Origin of the sequence: Paenibacillus selenitireducens (assembly GCF_002021565.1) — a bacterium.
GTDB lineage: Bacteria > Bacillota > Bacilli > Paenibacillales > Paenibacillaceae > Paenibacillus_K > Paenibacillus_K selenitireducens.
This window is the reverse complement of the sequence record NZ_MSZX01000005.1, coordinates 366,102-384,729: the sequence shown is the minus strand read 5'-3', so window position 1 is coordinate 384,729 and position 18,628 is coordinate 366,102. Positions and strand designations below refer to the sequence as shown.

The following is an 18,628-nucleotide window of genomic DNA, read 5'->3' as shown; positions in this document are numbered from 1 at the left end:
TAATGAAAGCATGAATTCCTTATTCTTGGGATGATCCTTCCCAGTCTCTTCTAGAAATGCACGAGATATTATATGCCCCTTATCAGGCAACTTGACTGATTATCTGAGAATGATGGCTGTAAAAAACAATGACCTTACTGCTTCGTTCCTGTAAGAGCAATCCCTTCAATAAAGTAGCGTTGGAAGAACAGGAACATGATAATCATGGGCCATACCGCTAGAATTGAACCTGCCATCAACACCGGGAAGTTCGTAAAATGTTCGCCCTGCAAGTAGGCAAGCCCAGCCGATAGCGGCATCTTCTGCATCGATGTGTTCACGATGATCGGCCATAAGAGATCATTCCATGACCACAGAATCGTAAAGATCGCAAGCGCCACTAACCCGGGTTTCGCTAACGGTAAGATGATCCGCCAATAAATTCCTACATAATGACAACCATCCAGTTTCGCAGCTTCTTCTAATTCACGCGGAATGGTCATAAAAAACTGCCGTAAGAGAAACGTACCGAATACACTGAACAATCCTGGAACAATCAAAGCTTGCAAAGAATCAATCCAGTGAAGCTGCTTCATGATCATGTATTGCGGAATAATAAATACCTGACCTGGGACCATCAATACCGATAAACAGAGCAAGAATATAAATGTACGACCAGGGAATTGGAGTCTGGCAAATGCATACGCGGCCATCGAGCAGAACAACAACTGTCCTATTGTTTTCATCAACGTGGTAAAGATCGTATTGAAATAGAAGGTTTTAAAGGGCAATGACACCAAGGCTTTGGCGTAATTGTCAAACGAGAAGGATTTCGGAATGATGACGGGCGGCACTTGAGTCGATTCTGTCAAGGTTTTGAAGGAAGTCAGGAGCATCCAGACAAAAGGAATCATCATGAGAATCGCTCCAAAGATCAAGAGGGCATGAATCAATACCTTCGATTTGCGGCTTATTCGATAGCTTTGTGTACGCATAGGGATGACTCCTTTCTATTCATAATGAACCCACTTCTTCTGTAACTTCATTTGAATGGCGGTGACAACCATGATAATGACCAACAGCACGATCGCAATGGTCGAGGCGTAACCTTTGGCGTTATCAATAAAGGCGTATTTATAGAACAGGAATACGACCGTCTGCGCCGATTGAATGACCATGCTCTTATCCCCAATCATCATGAAGATCAGGTCAAACATCTGAAAAGCGCTAATTAACTGCATCACCGTAACGAAAAAAATAGTTGGCGTCAGCAATGGAATCGTAATATGAATAAATTTATACAACGGTCTTGCTCCGTCAATCTCGGCCGCTTCATAATAACTTGAAGAGATGCCCTGTAATCCAGACAGCAAAATGATCATGTTATTTCCGATCGACATCCAAACTGCTACGATAATGATCGCGTACATGACAAAATCAGCGCTCGACAGCCATGTCGGACCTTTAATATGAAAGAAGCTAAGAACATAGTTAATCAGACCGTAGTCTCCGTTATATAACCACTTCCATACAATCGATACCGCTGCTGGCATGGTGACGACGGGAAGGAAATATAACGTACGGTACAATGTGAGGCCTCTCACCTTTTGATTTAAGAGGGTTGCGGCAATAATGGAGAAAATAATCGTCAACGGAACGGAACAAATAACGAATTGCAGCGTATTCTGGAACGCATGCATTAGCGATTTATCACTGGCTAACTTGGTATAGTTATCGATCCCGCTCCAACTATATTTATTAAATGCGCCCCACTCCGTAAAGCTGAAATAAAATGTCTGTAGGACGGGCCAAATGTAAAAAACTGCGATACCTAGAAAAAAAGGCGCAATAAACAGATACCCCCATAAATATTCACCGTACTTTAATCGATTGATTCGGCTTCGCTTCATACGCTGCTTAGGCTTGATTTGCGTTTCCATCTGCATCGCTTGCACCTCCTAGGTCAGGGATTGATAAGAATAGGCCTTGTGTCTGCTTCCAGTCCAAGGCCTATATTTCAAAGTCTTCTATTTTTCGGCGGCGAGCGCTTCGTTCATCTTCGCCGCCATTTCCTTCGCGGCATCTTCCACGCTGACTTCGCCAGCCCATGCCTTCTTCAGGATATCAGGCTCAAGACTAGACCATTTCGCCGTATATCGGGAAACCGGATACGGTTTGGAGTACGCCAATTGATCAATAAAGATCTGCAGATCTAAGTCTGGCTTCGACTTCACCCAAGCTTCTTGCGTACCATTGAATGCAGGGATCGCTACACCCGTCTTTGTATGAATATCCGCTACTTCCTTCGAGCCTAAGAACTTCAAGAATTCCCATGCTTCCTTCGGATGTTTGGTATTCTTCGCCATGACGTGACCTAGACCATGAATGACAACAGATTGCTCCTTGCCTTTCGGGAGGGCAGCAACACCAATCTTATCTTTTAAATAGTCATTCGACGAGAACTCTACGGCATTCCAAGAACCTTCCCATAACATGGCTACTTTACCGGATGTAAATAAATTCAGCGGTTCTGTATCCGTCATTTGAGCCATCGTAGGAGATACTTTGTACTTATTAATCAGATCTACCCAGAATCGTAAACCTTCGATCGCTTCCGGTTTGTCATACCCTGAGGATTTTTTATCGTCTGAGATGATGTATCCACCCGATTGGTAAATGGTGTTGTAATACCCACCCTGTGAATCAAAACCTGCAGCGATACCCCACACCCCTTTGGTAGGGTCGGTTAGCTTCTGTGCCGCTTCAATCATTTTGTTCCAATCCCAAGTGGCATTGGGATATTCCACTTTCTTCTCGTCGAATAAGGCTTTGTTATACCAGACCCCAATCGTATCGAAATCCTTAGGTATCCCATAGGACTCCCCGTTATAGCTATACAGATCCACGAGCGATTTAGGATAATTGTTCATGTCATAATTATCTTGCTTAATTAAATCCCCTAGCGGCATCAACATGTCATTCGCCGCATACTGGATAAATCTTGGACCGTTCATCCAGAAGACATCAGGCAGGTTGTCACCGTTCGCAGCCGTCTCAATCTTCTGCCAATACTGCTTGTTCGGAGTATCTTGTATTTCAATCTCAATATTTGGATGCGTCTTCTCAAAGGCCTCTTTAATCATTGGATAAGCCTCTTTATAAGGACTTGCACCCCATCCCGCATAGGTGATTTTAACCTTTTCCTTGGAGTCGCTTGCTTTCGTTTCCTTCGATGTATTCGTATCCGTTGTTTTACTGTCTGTTGAAGATGCATTTCCTCCCTCATTGGATGAGGTTGAGCCGCCGGAACATCCAGCCATCATGACCATGAACGCAAGAAGAGTTACCATAAACATCCTTTTCATACGCAATACCCCCAATAATATACTTGTGATTGTTTTGCGTCTGACTGACGGGTTGAACCTTCATCTCCAACATCGATCGGTTACTGAAGCAACGACCACCTCCCAAGACTCATTCACCTGCCAGATAAATAGGTTAGACTGCTCCCTCTGGAATGAAACTCCGGTAGTACTCATCAATTTGAATCGCTTTTCCTTGTTGAAGTCGAGATTCTTCCGCAGCGAAAGCCATCAAATGACTGCGTACCGAAGCGGCAGCGGATGTGAGGCTCTCGCCCCCTGCATATTCCCTCACTTCTTTCAGGAACTGCCGGACAATCCCTTCATCGCCGCCGCCGTGCCCGAATGTGCCCGGATTGACTTTGAAGGTTGCTTCTTCTTTCGTCAGAAAATCGTATACGGTATAGGATTGATCCGCCATATCGCCGCGAATTTCACCCTTCGTTCCCATGATTTGTATCGTTCGAGTCATGTTATGCGTGAACCCGCTCATGCTAAAAGTTGCCGTCGCCCCATCCTCAAATTCCATCGATACAACCTGATGATCAACAACATTGTTATCGCAGTGGTATACACATCTGCCATAAGGTGTCGTCCGTAAGGCCTCTAAAATGCCTTCTCGCGTCGTATCGAGCGTGAATTTCCTTGCCCACCCTTTGCCATCGCCTAAGTAATACCGGGCCGCATGGTAAGGACAGCTCATTTCAGCAGGACATCCGTCGAGACAACGCTCTGGTGCTCCTTCCGGCGCATTCGCAGCGTTAAAATGCATCAATGAACCGTAGGAACTAATGCGCATGCAGCGTTGGTTCATTAACCAAGACAATACATCCATGTCATGACAGGATTTCTGTAGAATCATCGGACTTGTCTTATTCGAATTACTCCAATTCCCCCGTACAAAACTATGCGACATATGCATATGTCCTACATTTTCATTGAGCTGAATGGATACGATTTGACCGATTTTCCCTTCGTTCATGATACGTTTTATCGAAGACCAATAACTGGTATAGCGTAATACATGGCCGATCGTGAGCAAACGATCATGCTTGCGTGCAGCGAGCTCCATCTCGATACATTCCTGCGGATTGGGAGACATCGGCTTCTCCAATAGAACATGGTATCCAAGCTCCAAAGCCCGCAACGTTGGTTCATAATGTTGACGGTCCATGGTACAAATAACGATCACTTCCGCCATCTTAGGTTGGCTTAACACTTCCTTCCAATCCAGAAATGCCTTCGATTCCGGGATGTGATGATCCTCCATAAAGCTTGTTCTTCGCTCCTCATTCGGTTCCGCTACAGCTACAAACTGAAGTTCATGCGGATTATTCATGGCGTAAGGACCATATGCCCTCGCTCCGCGGTCTCCCGCGCCCAATAGGACGGCAGTCACTTTCATCACTTCACGACCTTTCTACAAGAATGGATTGATGAATTGAGGATTCTCTGAGTATGAGTTCAAAAGGTAAGAACATCTTAAATGGAAGTGGATAGGTTCCATCCATCCAATCCAATAATGCTTTCGCGGCCGAAAGGCCCATTTCGTATTTCGGAATATGAATAGATGACAACGCGGGCGTGGTGTATTTGGCAAAATCAATATTATCTAGACCGATGAATGCCATGTCGTCAGGAATTTGCATCCCCGCTTCCAATACGGCCCTCATCGCAGATATCGCCATCATATCGCTTGCACAGAACATAGCGGTAGGCAGGTGATTCGACTGTTGTTGAAGCATATCTTTCATGTACAAATAACTCTTATCGACATCCCATTCAGAATTGAGAATCCATGCGGTATTGAGTTCTAATCCGGCACGCGTAAGCGCTTCCTTATATCCGCGAAAGCGTTTCTCACGTTCCATATCTCCAGTCAATCCTACCCCGCCGATAAATCCAATTCTTTGATGTCCTTGATCGATAAAATGTTGGGTAGCCGCTTTGGCTGCAATAATCCGGTCATAGGCGATAACAGGTACCGTGGGATCTGAGATATCAATGCCTACGCAAGCCGGAACATGTTCTTTTAAAGATTGATATAAAGCAGGCTCTACGCCTTCGACGAATATGAGTCCGTCTGGACGTTGTTCGCCCTCAAGTTTGCCGTGAATGAGATCATTACGTATTTCTTCTTCTGTGCGGATAAATAAGAGTGTGCAGCCGAGATCTTTCAGTTTATCTTCGATGCCAGCTAAGATAGGGGAGTAATACGGGTGATTGTACTTGTTGTTGGGTAATGAGAGAACACAGCCGACTCTCCGCTCTCGGGGAGTTCCTTGCCTCAATTTTCTCTGAAGCTGCCGCCTAGGTGTATCTTGAGGTTTGTAATTTAACGCTTGGGCCGCGTTCCAAACTTTGTTCTTCGTTACTTCGCTGATGTGTTTACTTGTGTCATGATTAATAACGCGTGAAACGGTAGATATCGACACCCCAACCATTTGGGCAATATCCTTCAACGATGGCATGATGTCACCTCCATAAGACAGACATTACACGATGTTAACGTGGTTTATTTTTCCATTTGGGTGATTTTTCCTCATATTATCGTGCATTTGGGCTCGTGTCAACTCCTTTTTTGGGGAATTTTTGGGCACAAAACTTCAATAGTGAATAGACAAATAAAGCCTTGCGCACCTTCTAATGAGGTGAATCAAGGCTTCTGTCCTAGAATTTATATTCCACACATCCTAAGTTTCTTCACATCATGTCTCATTTCAGCTTCATCGTTGAATTCATTAAAGATGAACTTGTTCGGCAGTTGCATGTTGAAAACGTATGATCGAAAAGTCATGTAAGCTAGAGTTCAACACGGCATTACGAATGGGATATAAATTGGGGGTAAAGCGAAGATCGACGCCGCTCGCTAGGATTTTATTCACGAGATTATCCATCGGCTGTACATGAATGGGTGTCACAGGTTCGCGAGAGACATAATACCCTGCTACGGGATCATGAACCTCGAAGGTTTCCCGCTTAAACACGTATTTGTAAATCGTCGTCTGTTGAATGATCTGTTCCCATGAACTCTCTACCCAGATAATTTTATCCGCTTGGGAATGCGCGAAGAATTGAGCTTCATCCTCTACTGCGGATTCTGATCTAGAATAGATCACCCGCGGGCAATCACGGGGAAAATAGTAATGAACCGCGTGTTCTGGATCAATGGCCCAGACGAAGGGTGTCGAATCTTCTTGTTTCGCGTTCCTTCTTGGCATGAACTCCTCAATATGTGGATCTTCACTAAAATGAAAAAGCATCGTTCCCCTCATCCCCCTTATTAGCAAACATCAGCAAACATTTGTTCCTAACACATCATATCAGACGATTTTGAACATTTCAATATTTTTACAGTCAGGATGGGATTTATCTTGTAACACGATGATTGCGATTCCGATAGATACAGCGGTAATGACCAGCCCTCCGAAGAATCCGAGTACTCTCGGCGACATCACTTCTAACAAAAAGCCAGTGCTTAGCATCGTGATGCCCATAAAAGTGTTGTGCATGGCCGACATCAGACCGAAGAAACGCCCCTGAAAATGGGCTGGAACGGCATGCATTAGAAGCGTATGATTGCAGGCATTTGCAATGGAAGAACCTATCGCAGAAATAAGCAATAGGAGTATTGTCAACCCGAAGTTTGGAACCTGACTCATCCCCATATGCAACACACCTTCCAGAATGAATCCAGACACGACAGCCAGCTTCATCTTGTCCATGAACCTCGATGTCCAGCTCGATCCGATCACCATCCCGATGCCCAGCGCACCATACATCAACCCAATCCCAAGATCGCCTTGGTCGTACACTTGAACCGCATAAACACTGAGTAAAATATTAAACACACCGTATCCAATCGGCCATAGGGTGAACCCCACAATCATCGCGCGAACAAATCGCGAAGACTTCCATACCGCACGTAATTCCTTCCTAGTGGATTGCGTTTGAGAAACGCATTCCAGATCAGTATCATGTTTCACTTTGGTCTGAGCATGAGGTGCAGGAAACACGATGGAACCCAGTAAAACTGCCGAAAGTACAAATGACGCTGCATTCACGATAAAAGAAAATGCTGTCCCGAGGAATGCAGCGACGACACCTCCCGTGATAGAGCCCAGGATCAGCACCAATCCTACCATATGTTCTTCAAGTCCATTGACTGCGAGTAAGCGCTCTTTGGGTACAAGAATCGGAATGGAAGATGTACGAGTTGGTGCATAAATGGCTTCACCCGCGGATAAGAGAAACGAACTGACGTAGATCACCCACACATCGGATGCATCGTGCACGAACAAGAAGGATAATGCGACGAATGCACGAATGAGATCCGACAGAACCATGATCTTTTTGCGAGAAAACCGATCTGCAAGCATACCGCCTAACGGGCCGAACACAAGACTGGGTATGAGCCGCACGGCAAAGGTGATCCCCACAGCCATCCCCGAACCTGTCAAAGTTAATATGAGGCTTAACGAAGCAACCTGTGAGAACCGGTCTCCTATCCCGTTTACGAGTCCCGCTAAGAATAATTGACGATATCCTTTTTCTTGTCTTAGCATCGAGTTATGAAATATCAAGCTTACCTTCTCCTTTTACCCTATACTAATTATACGTGAATCTAATTTCATAATCATCTAATTAGAATTCAAAAAAATAAGGGCAGTCTGCATGAGGTGCGTTCTGCCGCATCGTTGTCACCTTAATCCCCATCCCATTTACATCGTACCCCAAAGCTCCGGTGGGTTCATCTCGTAAATATCTTGGTCACGATACATATAATGATTCATAATAAATTCTCGCCGAATTGTCGCAAAATCCGGATGGTATTGACGGATAAATTCATTGATTTCACGTTCCGTATATTTCGTTCCTGGCTTCAAACCTTTCACGATGTGCTCAAGCACGATCAATTTCTTCTTCCGCTGTGCGGGGAGATGCTTCAGCGTCCCGTCTGCGAGGAAGAAATTACGTAGGACTGAACTCTTTTCTTTATCTTGCATGCGCTCTACCTCCTCTCCATTCCATAATTCAGGTTCAGGTGATTGAACTTTCTTCACGATGGCTTCCGCTTGCAGGATTAGACTTTTCTCATTTAAGTAAAAATAGATCGTATTCTTGTCGCGCCGTTCAAAAATCAAATCGGCTTCTCTTAACTTCGACATATGATGCGTAATCGTTGGCGGTGTAACAGACAATTTATCTGCTAAGGCTTGACCGTGTAGCGGACCGTTCTTAAGCAAAGCCAGAATACGAATACGCGTTACGTCTCCGATCGTCTTGTGAAATCGAACAAGTTTATCGAGCTGCATCGATGGATGCCTCCTTTACTTATTTGATGAATATCTAATTAGATGATCATATAATATCATGATCTATTTCGAATGTAAAATACCACTTCCGACTTATACTGTCGACCTTTCGATCAACCGAAATGGAAGCTCATGCTTCGTTGGCGGCAGGTCCTTGTTGTTAATTCGTTCATAGAAGGCCTGGAACGCCAGTCCTCCAACTTCTTTCATGGACTGTTCAATGGTTGTAATCCCCATGACCTCTGCGATCGGTTGATTATCTAACCCAATGACGGCTAAATCCTCTGGTACACGAATCCCGTGCTTACGCGCCTCAGCTACAATAGCAGCTGCCGGATCATCTCCCGCGCCGATCAAAGCCGTGGGCCGTTCTTTCATGGTCAGAATCTGTCGTATAACTTCTACACCGCGTTCAAACGTAAATACCCGATCAAATCCCCACTCCTCCCTGGGAGTCTCACCAATCGCTTGCAATGCTTCTGCGTATGCACGTTTACGGTTAATGTTGTTATAACTATCCCCGCGTCCGATAAAATACCCAATATGCTGATGCCCCTTGGTTATCAGATAATCCATGCCGAGCTTAAAGCTGCCGTAATGGTCAATAAATACCGAAGAAATCTCACGATCCCCCGCATTTTCGCATGCAATAATCGGTCCATAGGAGGCATACGGCTCAATTACATCCCAGCTTATCGTTTTCGAGCAAATAATGATGCCGTCGATTTGCTTCATTTTCAATAACTCAAGCACTTTATATTCTTCCTCCGCTTGATAATCCGTCTGACAGAGCAAGAGTTTATAATTACAAGCCAACGCGGCATTCGCAACGCCATCAATGATGCTCGCAAAATAAGGATGATTCACATAGGGCAGGATTACCGCGATCATCAAGGTCTTCCCTCTGACTAAATGCACCGCATTCATATTCTGCGAGTAATTCAATTTCGCAACGGCGTCCAAGACGGCTGCACGCTTATCTTCCTTGACATAGGGATGTTCATTCAGTACCCTTGATACAGTTGCGATGGATACGCCAGCCATTTGCGCGATTTGCTTAATATTCGCCATAGAAAAATATTCCACTCCTTTTTTCTAAAATGACGCTTGACCTGAAATGCTTTTCATATTTTATGATAAGTTTACAGCAAGATCAATCACCTGCTACGGCCAGCGTGACCTGCAAAGGGCGTTATGGCCGTACAGTATTTTTATAAGAGGTAATTCTATAATCCATAGATGCTTGAACTAATCATAGAGGAGGAAATTCTGGATGGGAAGAAAAATCGTATTTTTTGATATTGACGGTACCTTAGTGAACCATAATAAAGAAATTCTTGAATCCACGAAAAAAGCAGTACGCGAGCTTCAGCGCCAAGGCGTATATACAGCGATTGCTACGGGGCGTACACCGATTCTATTCGAGAACATTCGTAAAGAATTGAATATCGAATCCTATGTTGCACTTAACGGGCAATATGCAGTATTTGAAGGGCAAGTGATTTATGAAAGTCCGATCCATACCGAGGATCTCGCTCAAATCTGCACAACCATGAAAGAGAACGGCGATGCCTATGTCTTCGTCAACCATGAAGATTTCAAGAGCAGCGAGACAAATAACGCATTCATTCAAGAATCCTTTGGCAGAACAAAAATTCATTATCCAGACGTGGATGACCGTTTCTATGAACATTCTCCTGTATATCAGGCCATCGTATTCTGTGAAGATGAACAGCGACAGAAGTATATCCAAAACTTTCCCCAATTTACGTTCTTGCCCTGGCATTCCTATGCAGCGGATTTCATCCCGGTAGGCAGTTCTAAAGCCATTGGGATTGCGAAGATGCTCGAACACGGCAACTTTGAACATGGTAACAGTTACGCCTTCGGCGATAACAATAACGACTTGGAAATGCTCACCTTGGTAGGTACAGGAGTTGCGATGGGCAATGCTTTGCCTGAGACGAAAGCCGTAGCGGACCATATCACAACGTCATGTGAAGAAGACGGCATTTATCACGGACTAGTCGATTTAGGCCTCATTCAGCCAATTCTTCAAAAATAACAAAAAAACTCTGCAACCATTGACAGCGAACTGCCAATGACCGCAAAGTCTTAATATGAAGCACATGTATCATAGGATTGGAGAAATTAATCTCGTTAAGGATTCTCCAATCTTCTGCATACGCGATCTCGCTTGATACTCCTTAAACGATAACCTCGATGCATCTCTCAAATCCTCCTGGAATATCTCCTGCAACTGTGCCGGTGTCTTACCGCCGTAGATAAAAGCGTTCACCTCAAAGTTCAGCTTAAAGCTTCGAATATCCATATTCGCGGTTCCTACCGTCGCCACTTTGCCGTCAGCAACCATCGTTTTCGCATGGAGAAATCCTTTTTGATATAAATAACATTTTGCACCTAAAGCGAGCAATTCCCCCAAATACGAATACGAAGCCATGTATACCGTTTTATGGTCAGGTACAGCAGGAATCATAATTCGAACGTCGACGCCAGATAAAGTCGCCATTTTCAACGCATTCATCACACTGTCATCAGGTACGAAATAGGGTGTTTGTAAATATAGTGTATGTTTAGCGGCATTAATCATTTTGATATAAGCATTCCGAATCTGTTCCTGCTCCGTATTCGGTCCACTGGCAACAATCTGAGCCCCTTCGCAGCCGTTAAATTGCAGGTTGTCAGGAAAATAGATGCTTACGTCACGCAGACGTTCTGTTGAAGCCAATTCCCAATCCAGAATGAACTGCGCCTGCATTTGGAATACACTGCTGCCTTCCATCTTCAGATGTGTATCGCGCCAATACCCAAATCGTTTATCCAGACCTAAATATTCGTCCCCGACATTGAAGCCTCCGATATAGCCAATTTTCCCATCGATGATCGCAAGCTTCCGGTGATTTCGATAATTCAATCGAAAGTTGATATATGGAATCCGAGACGGGAAAAATGCTGCCACTTTCCCGCCAGCTTGAACCAGTTCCTCGAACAAGGTGGTTTTGAGCCCCGCACTTCCAATATCATCATACATAAACCGAACTTGTACATTCTCTCTCGCCTTCTCCGTTAATGCTTGTACCAAACGACGGCCGAGATTGTCATCCCTTACGATATAATACATGAGATGAACATGATGTTCCGCCTGGGCGATCGATTCGATCAAAGCATCAAATTTCTCATCTCCATCGGTATAGACAGTAATGTCATTATCCTGAGAATAGAGCGCGTTAGCGCTTGTTAAGTTCATATATATCATATCTTGATAAGACAAAGCTTCCGGCTCGCGGAATACGAAATTCCCCCCGCGAAATCGTTCTTGCTGCATACGAACAATCTGCTCAATCTGTTCATGTTGATCTTTGCGGATTTTATATATTTTACGTTTGCTAATATTCTGCCCAAATAAGAGATAGAAAATAAATCCAACGCCAGGTAAGAACAAAAACACCATCAACCACGCCCATGTCGTCCCGACGTTGCGGCGTTCAATGAAGATAACCGCAATGGCGAGAATCAGGTTGATGACGGACAAAACCGTAAACGAATTGCTCAGATAATGACTCACAGGTATTGGTTCACCCTCTCGAACAAGTCATCTTCCTCCGAGGATTGGTCTTTGATCATTTGCACTTTCTCGTTCAACCGCATCATTCGACCATCCAACATCGCGATGGTGTCTGCTGTTTCTTTGAGCTCAAGCCGAATTTCATCCGGAACGTTCTTCTTGAATTTATAATATATTTTGTGTTCGAGACTTGCCCAGAAATCCATAGCAATGGTACGAATCTGGATTTCAACAGGCACATGTTGGGTCTGATTTGTCATGAAGACAGGAATACTTATAATAAGATGTAAGCTCTGATATCCATTTTCTTTGGGATGTTTGATATAATCCTTCATTTCCAGGACTTCGACATCATTTTGCTGGCAGATCAACTCATAAACCTTATACACATCGGCATTGAATGAACAGGTGACACGCACGCCGGCAATATCACGAACGTGTTCGCGCACATTATCGACCGTAATGTCCAATCCTTTACGTTCCAGCTTCGTCAAGATACTTTTTGGCTTCTTCAGCCGGGTTTTCAAATGCTCAATCGGGTTATAATGCTGGATGAAACTCATTTCTTCGTTCAATATCTTTAACTTGGTATTCACTTCTTCCAAGGCAAATCGATAGACTAGCATTTCCTTGCCGAAATCTTTGATCAATTGAAAATGTTTTGGTTCCAATCGTGCTTGCACTCCTTTGTAATCATTGAGGAACGTGATGTCCTACAGTTCGTCTTCATATTTCTTCGTAATCTTTTCGAACGTTTCGACTAACGCAATTAATTGATCTTCAGGTAAGTCACTAAATAACGGTGTCATGACCTTTTCCCTTAATTCAACTGTCTGATGAATGATGTCTAGACCTTTATCTGTCAGTTGAACCAGCACGATCCGACGATCATTTGGATCCGCCAGCCGTTCCACGAAACCCGCCTTTTCAAGGCGATCAATCATCACGGTAATCGAACTGGGCTTGACTTGCAGACGATCCGCCAATTGCGAAAGTTTACATAAACCAAGCTTATACAATTGGTAGAGCATCATAATTTGCGGCGGTGTAATATCCGCAGGCAGCAGCTCAAGCATTTCCGTGTTCACTTTCTTTTGGATAAAATCCATTGACTTTTGTAATCTTCTAATATAGGAATCCATGGTTCCACCCCGTCAATAACAATCTAAATATTTTTTAGCTTCAATTATTAGATAATCTAAAATTATCATGATCATCCAAAAGTGTCAATGAACGTTGAACGGTTTCAAGACGTAAGTGTGATAAAAGACATCGCAAAATTCGAAAAGACGTAAAAATTGAGCCTCACCGAAGGGAAATAGACCCTTTGCATGAACTTCTCTCATCATTCTATCCTTGACTAGCAAAGCTTACACGAAAAGGCTCGTCCTCGCTATAATTCTTTTCATAGGAAGTTTCGGCATCAATTGAAGCGAGTATACACAGGAGATGACAAAAGTCGAACACCTCCACGGAAAATGTCAACGGATCCGGGAGGTGTTCGTATAAGTTGTCGTATTGGACTATGTACTAGGACTCGATGTGAGTTCGATATTGTTCTGGCGTCAAAAGAGCCTTCAAGGCTTCGTCTACGCTGTTCGACACTTGGACTTCAACGAGCCATCCCGCTTCATAAGGGGATTGATTGACCAATTCAGGTTGAGATTCAAGCGTGGTATTAATACGAGTAATTCGCCCCGTCACGGGACTATACAGCTCGGATACGGTCTTTACCGATTCTATGGATCCCATGCTATCGCCTGCGTTAACTTCCGCATCAATCTCAGGGAACTCGACGAATACAATATCGCCTAATTGATGCTGCGCATAATCAGAAATACCTATGCGAATACACTGGTCTCCTACCTCTTCAGCCCATTCATGCTCCTTGCTATAACGCAGATTATCCTTTACTTCACTCATACGATCGCTCCTTCTCTTCCATGGATTATAAAATGCAACGTAGTACAGCTTATGAGAAAAAACGCATTCCAAGGCATGATTTTTCATTTTTACCATACATTTTATTGACCATGTCATCATGCATTGCGTATGCATGATATATTCCAGCCTTTTCTACAGGACCAACAATATACTGCGGATGATCGTATTGGGAGAGATTACCTTACTAGTAACGCTAGGTAACGCCGAAGGAGTAAGCTTGAATCAAGTGAATCTCTCAGGCAAAAGGACCATTACGGGACGCACCTCTGGAGAGCATTTATACCTCGACCAGGTATAAGTCACCCAAGGGGAAACTTATGATGTGTTGCTGCATTTTGCTGCTCATAAGGTAACTCTCAGGTACAAAGGACAGAGCGAAAGATAAGTTGATGCAGCCCTGCATCCTACTTTTCTTTTGCCTGTCTATTTTTATTTTCGAGAAGAGGTGAATCGATGACAGCGTTGCGAAGAACCCCAATCTACCCGCATTACGCGATCTATCCAGAAGCACGATGCATTGACTTCGGAGGTTGGGAACTGCCGGTGCAATTTATCGGGATACAAAAAGAACATGATGCTGTTCGTCAGCGCGCAGGATTGTTCGATGTGTCACATATGGGCGAACTGATCGTCCGTGGGCGTGATGCTGCTTCCTTCTTGCAGCGTATGACAACGAATGATGTTGAGCGCTTACGTTCTGGTCATGCACAGTATACGCTTTTGTGTAATCCAGATGGCGGTGTGGTGGAAGACTTGCTTATATATCAGCTCGACCAAGATGAATATATGCTCGTCGTGAATGCAGCCAATATTGAGAAGGATATGCATTGGTTATTAGCCCACGTGATGGATCATGAAGCCGTGTTCGTCACAAATCGGTCGGAACAAATCGCATTGCTCGCCCTTCAAGGACCGTTAGCGGAACACATTTTACAGCAGGTCACCCAGGTTTCTCTTCAAAACCTACTTCCATTTCAATTCATCACAGGAGCGTCCGTGTGCGGAGTCGCTGCGCTCATTTCTCGGACGGGATACACCGGCGAAGATGGCTTTGAATTGTATGTTCAAGCGGAAGATGCTGCTCAAGTATGGTTAGATTTGTTAAGCATTGGGGAACCTCTCGGACTCATACCTGCCGGTCTCGGTGCAAGGGATACGCTTCGATTTGAAGCGAGACTGCCGCTCTATGGTCATGAATTATCAGAAGAAATTACCCCTCTGGAGGCAGGACTCGGCATGTTCGTGAAGCTGAATAAAGGGGAATTTATCGGGCGGGATGCACTGATTCAACAGAAATCCAGCGGGTTGCCCCGTAAGCTTGTCGGTCTTGAACTGATCGATCGAGGGATTCCTAGAGCTCATTATCCCGTATACGCGCAAGGCGAGCTTATCGGCGAAGTCACGACGGGAACCCAATCTCCCACATGGAAGCGGAACCTCGGACTTGCATTGGTGAATGCCAAGTACAGCGTACTTGACACCAAAATTGAAGTGGAAATTCGCGGAAGATTGCTGCAAGCCAAAATTGTGCCAACGCCATTCTACAAGCGAAACCTCACATGATCATAGAAAGGAGTGGGAATCCATGAAACATCGCTACCTCCCGTTAACCCCTAAAGATCAAACCGAAATGATGCGAACGATCGGAATTGATGCGATGGAACAATTGTTTCAAGATATTCCACAAGAAATTCGCTATCAAGGAAACTTGCCTATATCTGAAGCGCTCGATGAAATATCACTACTGCGGCATATGAGGCAACTCGCTGGTAAAAATGCTGATTTTGATCAGTATAGCAGCTTTCTCGGTGCCGGTTTGTATGATCACCACATCCCCGTGGTCATCAACCATATCATTTCTCGCTCCGAATTCTATACTGCTTATACCCCTTATCAACCGGAGATCAGCCAAGGAGAGCTGCAAGCGATCTTCGAGTTTCAGTCCTTCATCTGCGAGCTAACAGGGATGGCCGTCGCCAATGCCAGCATGTATGACGGCGCGACGGCACTCGCGGAAGCGGCTGCGCTTGCAAGCGGCGCAACGAAGCGGAAACAGATCATCCTATCGAGAACTATCCATCCCGAAGCGCGTCAAATTGTTCATAGCACGGCCCGAGGTTTGCATTTGGAAGTGGTTGAAATCGAGGATCTCGACGGTGTGACGAACCTTGAACAGCTCGCCACTTGCGTGACGAACAACTGCGCCGCGGTTCTTGTTCAATCCCCCAATTTCTTCGGCTGTATCGAAGATGTCAAAGCGATTGCGGATATCATCCATCAGCATAAAGGATTATGCGTTGTCAGCACGAACCCGCTATCTTTAGGCATTCTAGAACGTCCGGGTCATCTGGGCGCTGATGTTGTCGTTGGAGATGCGCAGCCGTTAGGCATAGCCGCATCGCTAGGCGGTCCTACTTGCGGCTTCTTCGCGGTAACCGAGCCATACATGCGCAAGATGCCAGGACGAATCGTTGGTCAAACGGTCGATCGGGAAGGTCAACGAGGATTTGTCCTCACATTGCAAGCACGTGAACAGCATATTCGGCGTGAAAAAGCCACGTCAAATATATGCTCCAATCAAGCATTACTTGCATTGAGCGCATCGGTGTATCTTTCCACGATGGGAAAGCAAGGTTTGCAAGACGTCGCAAGGCTGAATCTTCAGAAAGCGCACTATGCAGCTCAACGGCTCACGCAACACGCGGCATTTTCACGTCCATTCCTAGCCCCTTTCTTCAACGAGTTTGTCCTGAAGCTTCCTGACCGCTGGGATATGTCTCAACTCCAAAAGAATCTGCTCGAATCCGGGTATATTGGTGGTTATCATCTAGGCAGAGACTATCCAGAACTTCAGAACCATATGCTCATCGCGGTGACCGAACGTCGAACTCGTACCGAAATAGACCAATTTGCCGCTGTTCTAGGAGGGATGTTCCCATGACGAAACCGGAAAAAGCCTTAATCTTTGAACTCAGTCAGCCTGGGCGTGTCGCTTACGCGCTGCCTGACTGCGATGTGCCTGAAGTCGAAATCACAGAGCTCATTCCCGCCTCTTATTTGCGATCTGTGCCTGCCGCCCTCCCAGAAGTCTATGAAGTGGATGTGATCCGGCACTATACCGAGCTCTCGCGACGCAACTTCGGTATCGATAATGGTTTCTACCCGCTTGGTTCCTGTACGATGAAATATAATCCGAAAATAAATGAGGATGTCGCGCGATTCAGCGGATTTGCGAAGATCCATCCCTATCAGCCCGAAGAAACGATCCAAGGTGCTTTGGAGCTCCTCTATACGCTGCAGAATGACATTGCGGCGCTAACCGGAATGGATCAAGTCACGCTCCAACCTGCCGCGGGCGCCCATGGGGAATGGACTGGATTAATGATGATCCGTGCGTACCATGAGAGTCGCGGCGATTCCAGAACCAAAGTCATCGTACCCGACTCCTCTCATGGGACGAACCCGGCAAGCGCTACCGTCGCTGGGCTAGAGACAATTACCATTCCGTCCAACGCTCGTGGACATGTAGACTTGGATGCCCTTCGCGCAGTCGTCGGCAGCGATACGGCTGCTCTGATGTTAACGAACCCGAATACACTCGGCTTATTTGAAGAACAAATTGTAGAGATTGCACGGATCGTTCACGAAGCCGGAGGGCTTCTCTATTATGACGGTGCCAATTCCAACGCCATCATGGGGATTACAAGACCTGGTGATATGGGCTTCGATGTCGTGCATTTGAACTTGCACAAGACCATGAGCACCCCGCATGGCGGCGGCGGTCCGGGAGCCGGTCCCGTTGGCGTGAAGCAGCTTCTTATCCCTTTCCTTCCCAAACCCATCGTCATTCAAAGGCAGGATGGTATATTTACATTCGATCATGAACGTCCGCATTCCATCGGACGGGTTAAGGCGTACTATGGGAACTTCGGTATTCTTGTTCGTGCATACACCTATATTCGAACATATGGTCCGGAAGGACTGCGCCACGTGTCTCAGCTTGCCGTACTCAATGCCAACTACATGATGCATCGTCTGGCACCCTATTTCCACGTTCCCTATCCTGGCGTTTGCAAGCATGAATTCGTCATCTCCGGCAAACAACTCAAACAATATGGCGTACGGACCCTAGACGTGGCCAAGCGCCTACTGGACTTTGGCTATCACCCGCCAACCATCTATTTTCCTCTAAATGTCGAGGAATGCATCATGATCGAACCCACCGAAACCGAGAGCAAGGAAACGCTGGACGCATTTATTGATACGATGATTCACATTATTAAGGAAGCAGAGACGACGCCGGAGCTGTTATTAAATGCTCCTTATAGGACGACCGTTCGCCGTCTCGATGAAACCCAAGCTGCGAGAAAACCCGTGTTGAACTGCTCCTGTAACTAAATGAAAAAGAGCCAAAAAAAGCTAAGGCAGCATTTCAATCGAAA

General features: G+C 45.3%; 17 protein-coding genes and 2 riboswitches. Of the genes, 4 read left to right on the top strand and 13 right to left on the bottom strand.

All coding sequences use genetic code 11. The features are described from left to right. Positions 1-134: 134 nt before the first annotated feature. The 9 genes from BVG16_RS15030 to BVG16_RS14990 form a co-directional block, all read right to left on the bottom strand. Entirely contained in the window at positions 135-974 is an 840-nt protein-coding gene (locus BVG16_RS15030) for a carbohydrate ABC transporter permease (protein ID WP_078499486.1), read from the bottom strand. A gap of 15 nt (positions 975-989) precedes the next feature. Next, positions 990-1,925: a carbohydrate ABC transporter permease gene (locus BVG16_RS15025; RefSeq protein WP_233147045.1), complete on the bottom strand. Its 936-nt coding sequence runs from the start codon at positions 1,923-1,925 to the stop codon at positions 990-992. Between the two features lie 81 nt (positions 1,926-2,006). Further along, on the bottom strand, positions 2,007-3,344 hold the full coding sequence (locus BVG16_RS15020; RefSeq protein ID WP_078499485.1) for an ABC transporter substrate-binding protein: 1,338 nt from the start codon (positions 3,342-3,344) through the stop codon (positions 2,007-2,009). Positions 3,345-3,477: 133 nt separating this feature from the next. Further along, positions 3,478-4,749 carry a Gfo/Idh/MocA family protein gene (locus BVG16_RS15015; RefSeq protein WP_144027390.1) on the bottom strand — a complete coding sequence of 424 codons (1,272 nt, stop codon included), beginning with the start codon at positions 4,747-4,749 and terminating at the stop codon, positions 3,478-3,480. A 1-nt stretch (position 4,750) separates the two neighbouring features. Beyond that, the gene (locus BVG16_RS15010; RefSeq protein WP_078499484.1) at positions 4,751-5,812 is read right to left on the bottom strand and encodes a LacI family DNA-binding transcriptional regulator; all 1,062 of its coding nucleotides are present in this window, start codon (positions 5,810-5,812) and stop codon (positions 4,751-4,753) included. 270 nt (positions 5,813-6,082) lie between these two features. After that, positions 6,083-6,604, bottom strand: coding sequence for a DUF6886 family protein (locus BVG16_RS15005; RefSeq protein WP_078499483.1), 522 nt, complete (start codon positions 6,602-6,604; stop codon positions 6,083-6,085). Between the two features lie 60 nt (positions 6,605-6,664). Continuing rightward, positions 6,665-7,924, bottom strand: a complete 1,260-nt coding sequence (locus BVG16_RS15000) for an MFS transporter (protein ID WP_233147044.1) — start codon at positions 7,922-7,924, stop codon at positions 6,665-6,667. 138 nt (positions 7,925-8,062) lie between these two features. Beyond that, entirely contained in the window at positions 8,063-8,656 is a 594-nt protein-coding gene (locus BVG16_RS14995) for a DUF2087 domain-containing protein (protein WP_078499482.1), read from the bottom strand. Between the two features lie 93 nt (positions 8,657-8,749). Then, on the bottom strand, positions 8,750-9,727 hold the full coding sequence (locus tag BVG16_RS14990) for a LacI family DNA-binding transcriptional regulator (protein ID WP_078499481.1): 978 nt from the start codon (positions 9,725-9,727) through the stop codon (positions 8,750-8,752). Positions 9,728-9,929: 202 nt separating this feature from the next. On the opposite strand from BVG16_RS14990, the gene BVG16_RS14985 reads away from it, so the two are divergent. Then, positions 9,930-10,721, top strand: coding sequence for a Cof-type HAD-IIB family hydrolase (locus BVG16_RS14985; protein ID WP_078499480.1), 792 nt, complete (start codon positions 9,930-9,932; stop codon positions 10,719-10,721). Positions 10,722-10,790: 69 nt separating this feature from the next. On the opposite strand, the gene cls is transcribed toward BVG16_RS14985, so the two are convergent. The 4 genes from cls to gcvH all read right to left on the bottom strand — a co-directional run bounded on the left by cls (position 10,791) and on the right by gcvH (position 14,165). After that, complete coding sequence (gene cls / locus BVG16_RS14980) at positions 10,791-12,248, bottom strand: cardiolipin synthase (RefSeq protein ID WP_078499479.1); 1,458 nt, start codon at positions 12,246-12,248, stop codon at positions 10,791-10,793. Further along, the gene (locus tag BVG16_RS14975) at positions 12,239-12,913 is read right to left on the bottom strand and encodes a GTP pyrophosphokinase (RefSeq protein ID WP_233147043.1); all 675 of its coding nucleotides are present in this window, start codon (positions 12,911-12,913) and stop codon (positions 12,239-12,241) included. The genes cls and BVG16_RS14975 overlap by 10 nt, the downstream gene beginning before the upstream one ends. 42 nt (positions 12,914-12,955) lie before the next feature. Further along, entirely contained in the window at positions 12,956-13,351 is a 396-nt protein-coding gene (locus BVG16_RS14970) for a MarR family winged helix-turn-helix transcriptional regulator (protein ID WP_158081701.1), read from the bottom strand. Between the two features lie 421 nt (positions 13,352-13,772). After that, positions 13,773-14,165 (bottom strand): glycine cleavage system protein GcvH, encoded by a 393-nt coding sequence (gene gcvH, locus BVG16_RS14965; RefSeq protein ID WP_078499477.1) that lies wholly within the window; start codon positions 14,163-14,165, stop codon positions 13,773-13,775. 178 nt (positions 14,166-14,343) lie between these two features. Next, a riboswitch (glycine riboswitch) is annotated at positions 14,344-14,447 on the top strand. Positions 14,448-14,450: 3 nt separating this feature from the next. Continuing rightward, a riboswitch (glycine riboswitch) is annotated at positions 14,451-14,561 on the top strand. Between the two features lie 78 nt (positions 14,562-14,639). Between gcvH and gcvT the strand changes: the two genes are divergently transcribed. Genes gcvT through gcvPB form a run of 3 tightly spaced genes read left to right on the top strand, consistent with a single transcriptional unit; the run spans position 14,640 to position 18,584 of the window. Continuing rightward, the gene (gene gcvT, locus BVG16_RS14960; RefSeq protein ID WP_078499476.1) at positions 14,640-15,749 is read left to right on the top strand and encodes a glycine cleavage system aminomethyltransferase GcvT; all 1,110 of its coding nucleotides are present in this window, start codon (positions 14,640-14,642) and stop codon (positions 15,747-15,749) included. A 22-nt stretch (positions 15,750-15,771) separates the two neighbouring features. Further along, positions 15,772-17,127, top strand: a complete 1,356-nt coding sequence (gcvPA, locus tag BVG16_RS14955; protein WP_078499475.1) for an aminomethyl-transferring glycine dehydrogenase subunit GcvPA — start codon at positions 15,772-15,774, stop codon at positions 17,125-17,127. Next, positions 17,124-18,584: an aminomethyl-transferring glycine dehydrogenase subunit GcvPB gene (gene gcvPB / locus BVG16_RS14950; protein ID WP_078499474.1), complete on the top strand. Its 1,461-nt coding sequence runs from the start codon at positions 17,124-17,126 to the stop codon at positions 18,582-18,584. Before gcvPA ends, gcvPB begins: the two co-directional genes overlap by 4 nt. Positions 18,585-18,628 lie beyond the last annotated feature (44 nt).

Coding starts and splice junctions, on each gene's coding strand:
- BVG16_RS15030 (WP_078499486.1), bottom strand. CDS start 974: ATGCGTACACAAAGCTATCGAATAAGCCGCAAATCGAAGGTATTGATT.
- BVG16_RS15025 (WP_233147045.1), bottom strand. CDS start 1,925: ATGCAGATGGAAACGCAAATCAAGCCTAAGCAGCGTATGAAGCGAAGC.
- BVG16_RS15020 (WP_078499485.1), bottom strand. CDS start 3,344: ATGAAAAGGATGTTTATGGTAACTCTTCTTGCGTTCATGGTCATGATG.
- BVG16_RS15010 (WP_078499484.1), bottom strand. CDS start 5,812: ATGCCATCGTTGAAGGATATTGCCCAAATGGTTGGGGTGTCGATATCT.
- BVG16_RS15005 (WP_078499483.1), bottom strand. CDS start 6,604: ATGCTTTTTCATTTTAGTGAAGATCCACATATTGAGGAGTTCATGCCA.
- BVG16_RS14995 (WP_078499482.1), bottom strand. CDS start 8,656: ATGCAGCTCGATAAACTTGTTCGATTTCACAAGACGATCGGAGACGTA.
- BVG16_RS14990 (WP_078499481.1), bottom strand. CDS start 9,727: ATGGCGAATATTAAGCAAATCGCGCAAATGGCTGGCGTATCCATCGCA.
- BVG16_RS14985 (WP_078499480.1), top strand. CDS start 9,930: ATGGGAAGAAAAATCGTATTTTTTGATATTGACGGTACCTTAGTGAAC.
- BVG16_RS14970 (WP_158081701.1), bottom strand. CDS start 13,351: ATGGATTTTATCCAAAAGAAAGTGAACACGGAAATGCTTGAGCTGCTG.
- gcvH (WP_078499477.1), bottom strand. CDS start 14,165: ATGAGTGAAGTAAAGGATAATCTGCGTTATAGCAAGGAGCATGAATGG.
- gcvT (WP_078499476.1), top strand. CDS start 14,640: ATGACAGCGTTGCGAAGAACCCCAATCTACCCGCATTACGCGATCTAT.
- gcvPA (WP_078499475.1), top strand. CDS start 15,772: ATGAAACATCGCTACCTCCCGTTAACCCCTAAAGATCAAACCGAAATG.
- gcvPB (WP_078499474.1), top strand. CDS start 17,124: ATGACGAAACCGGAAAAAGCCTTAATCTTTGAACTCAGTCAGCCTGGG.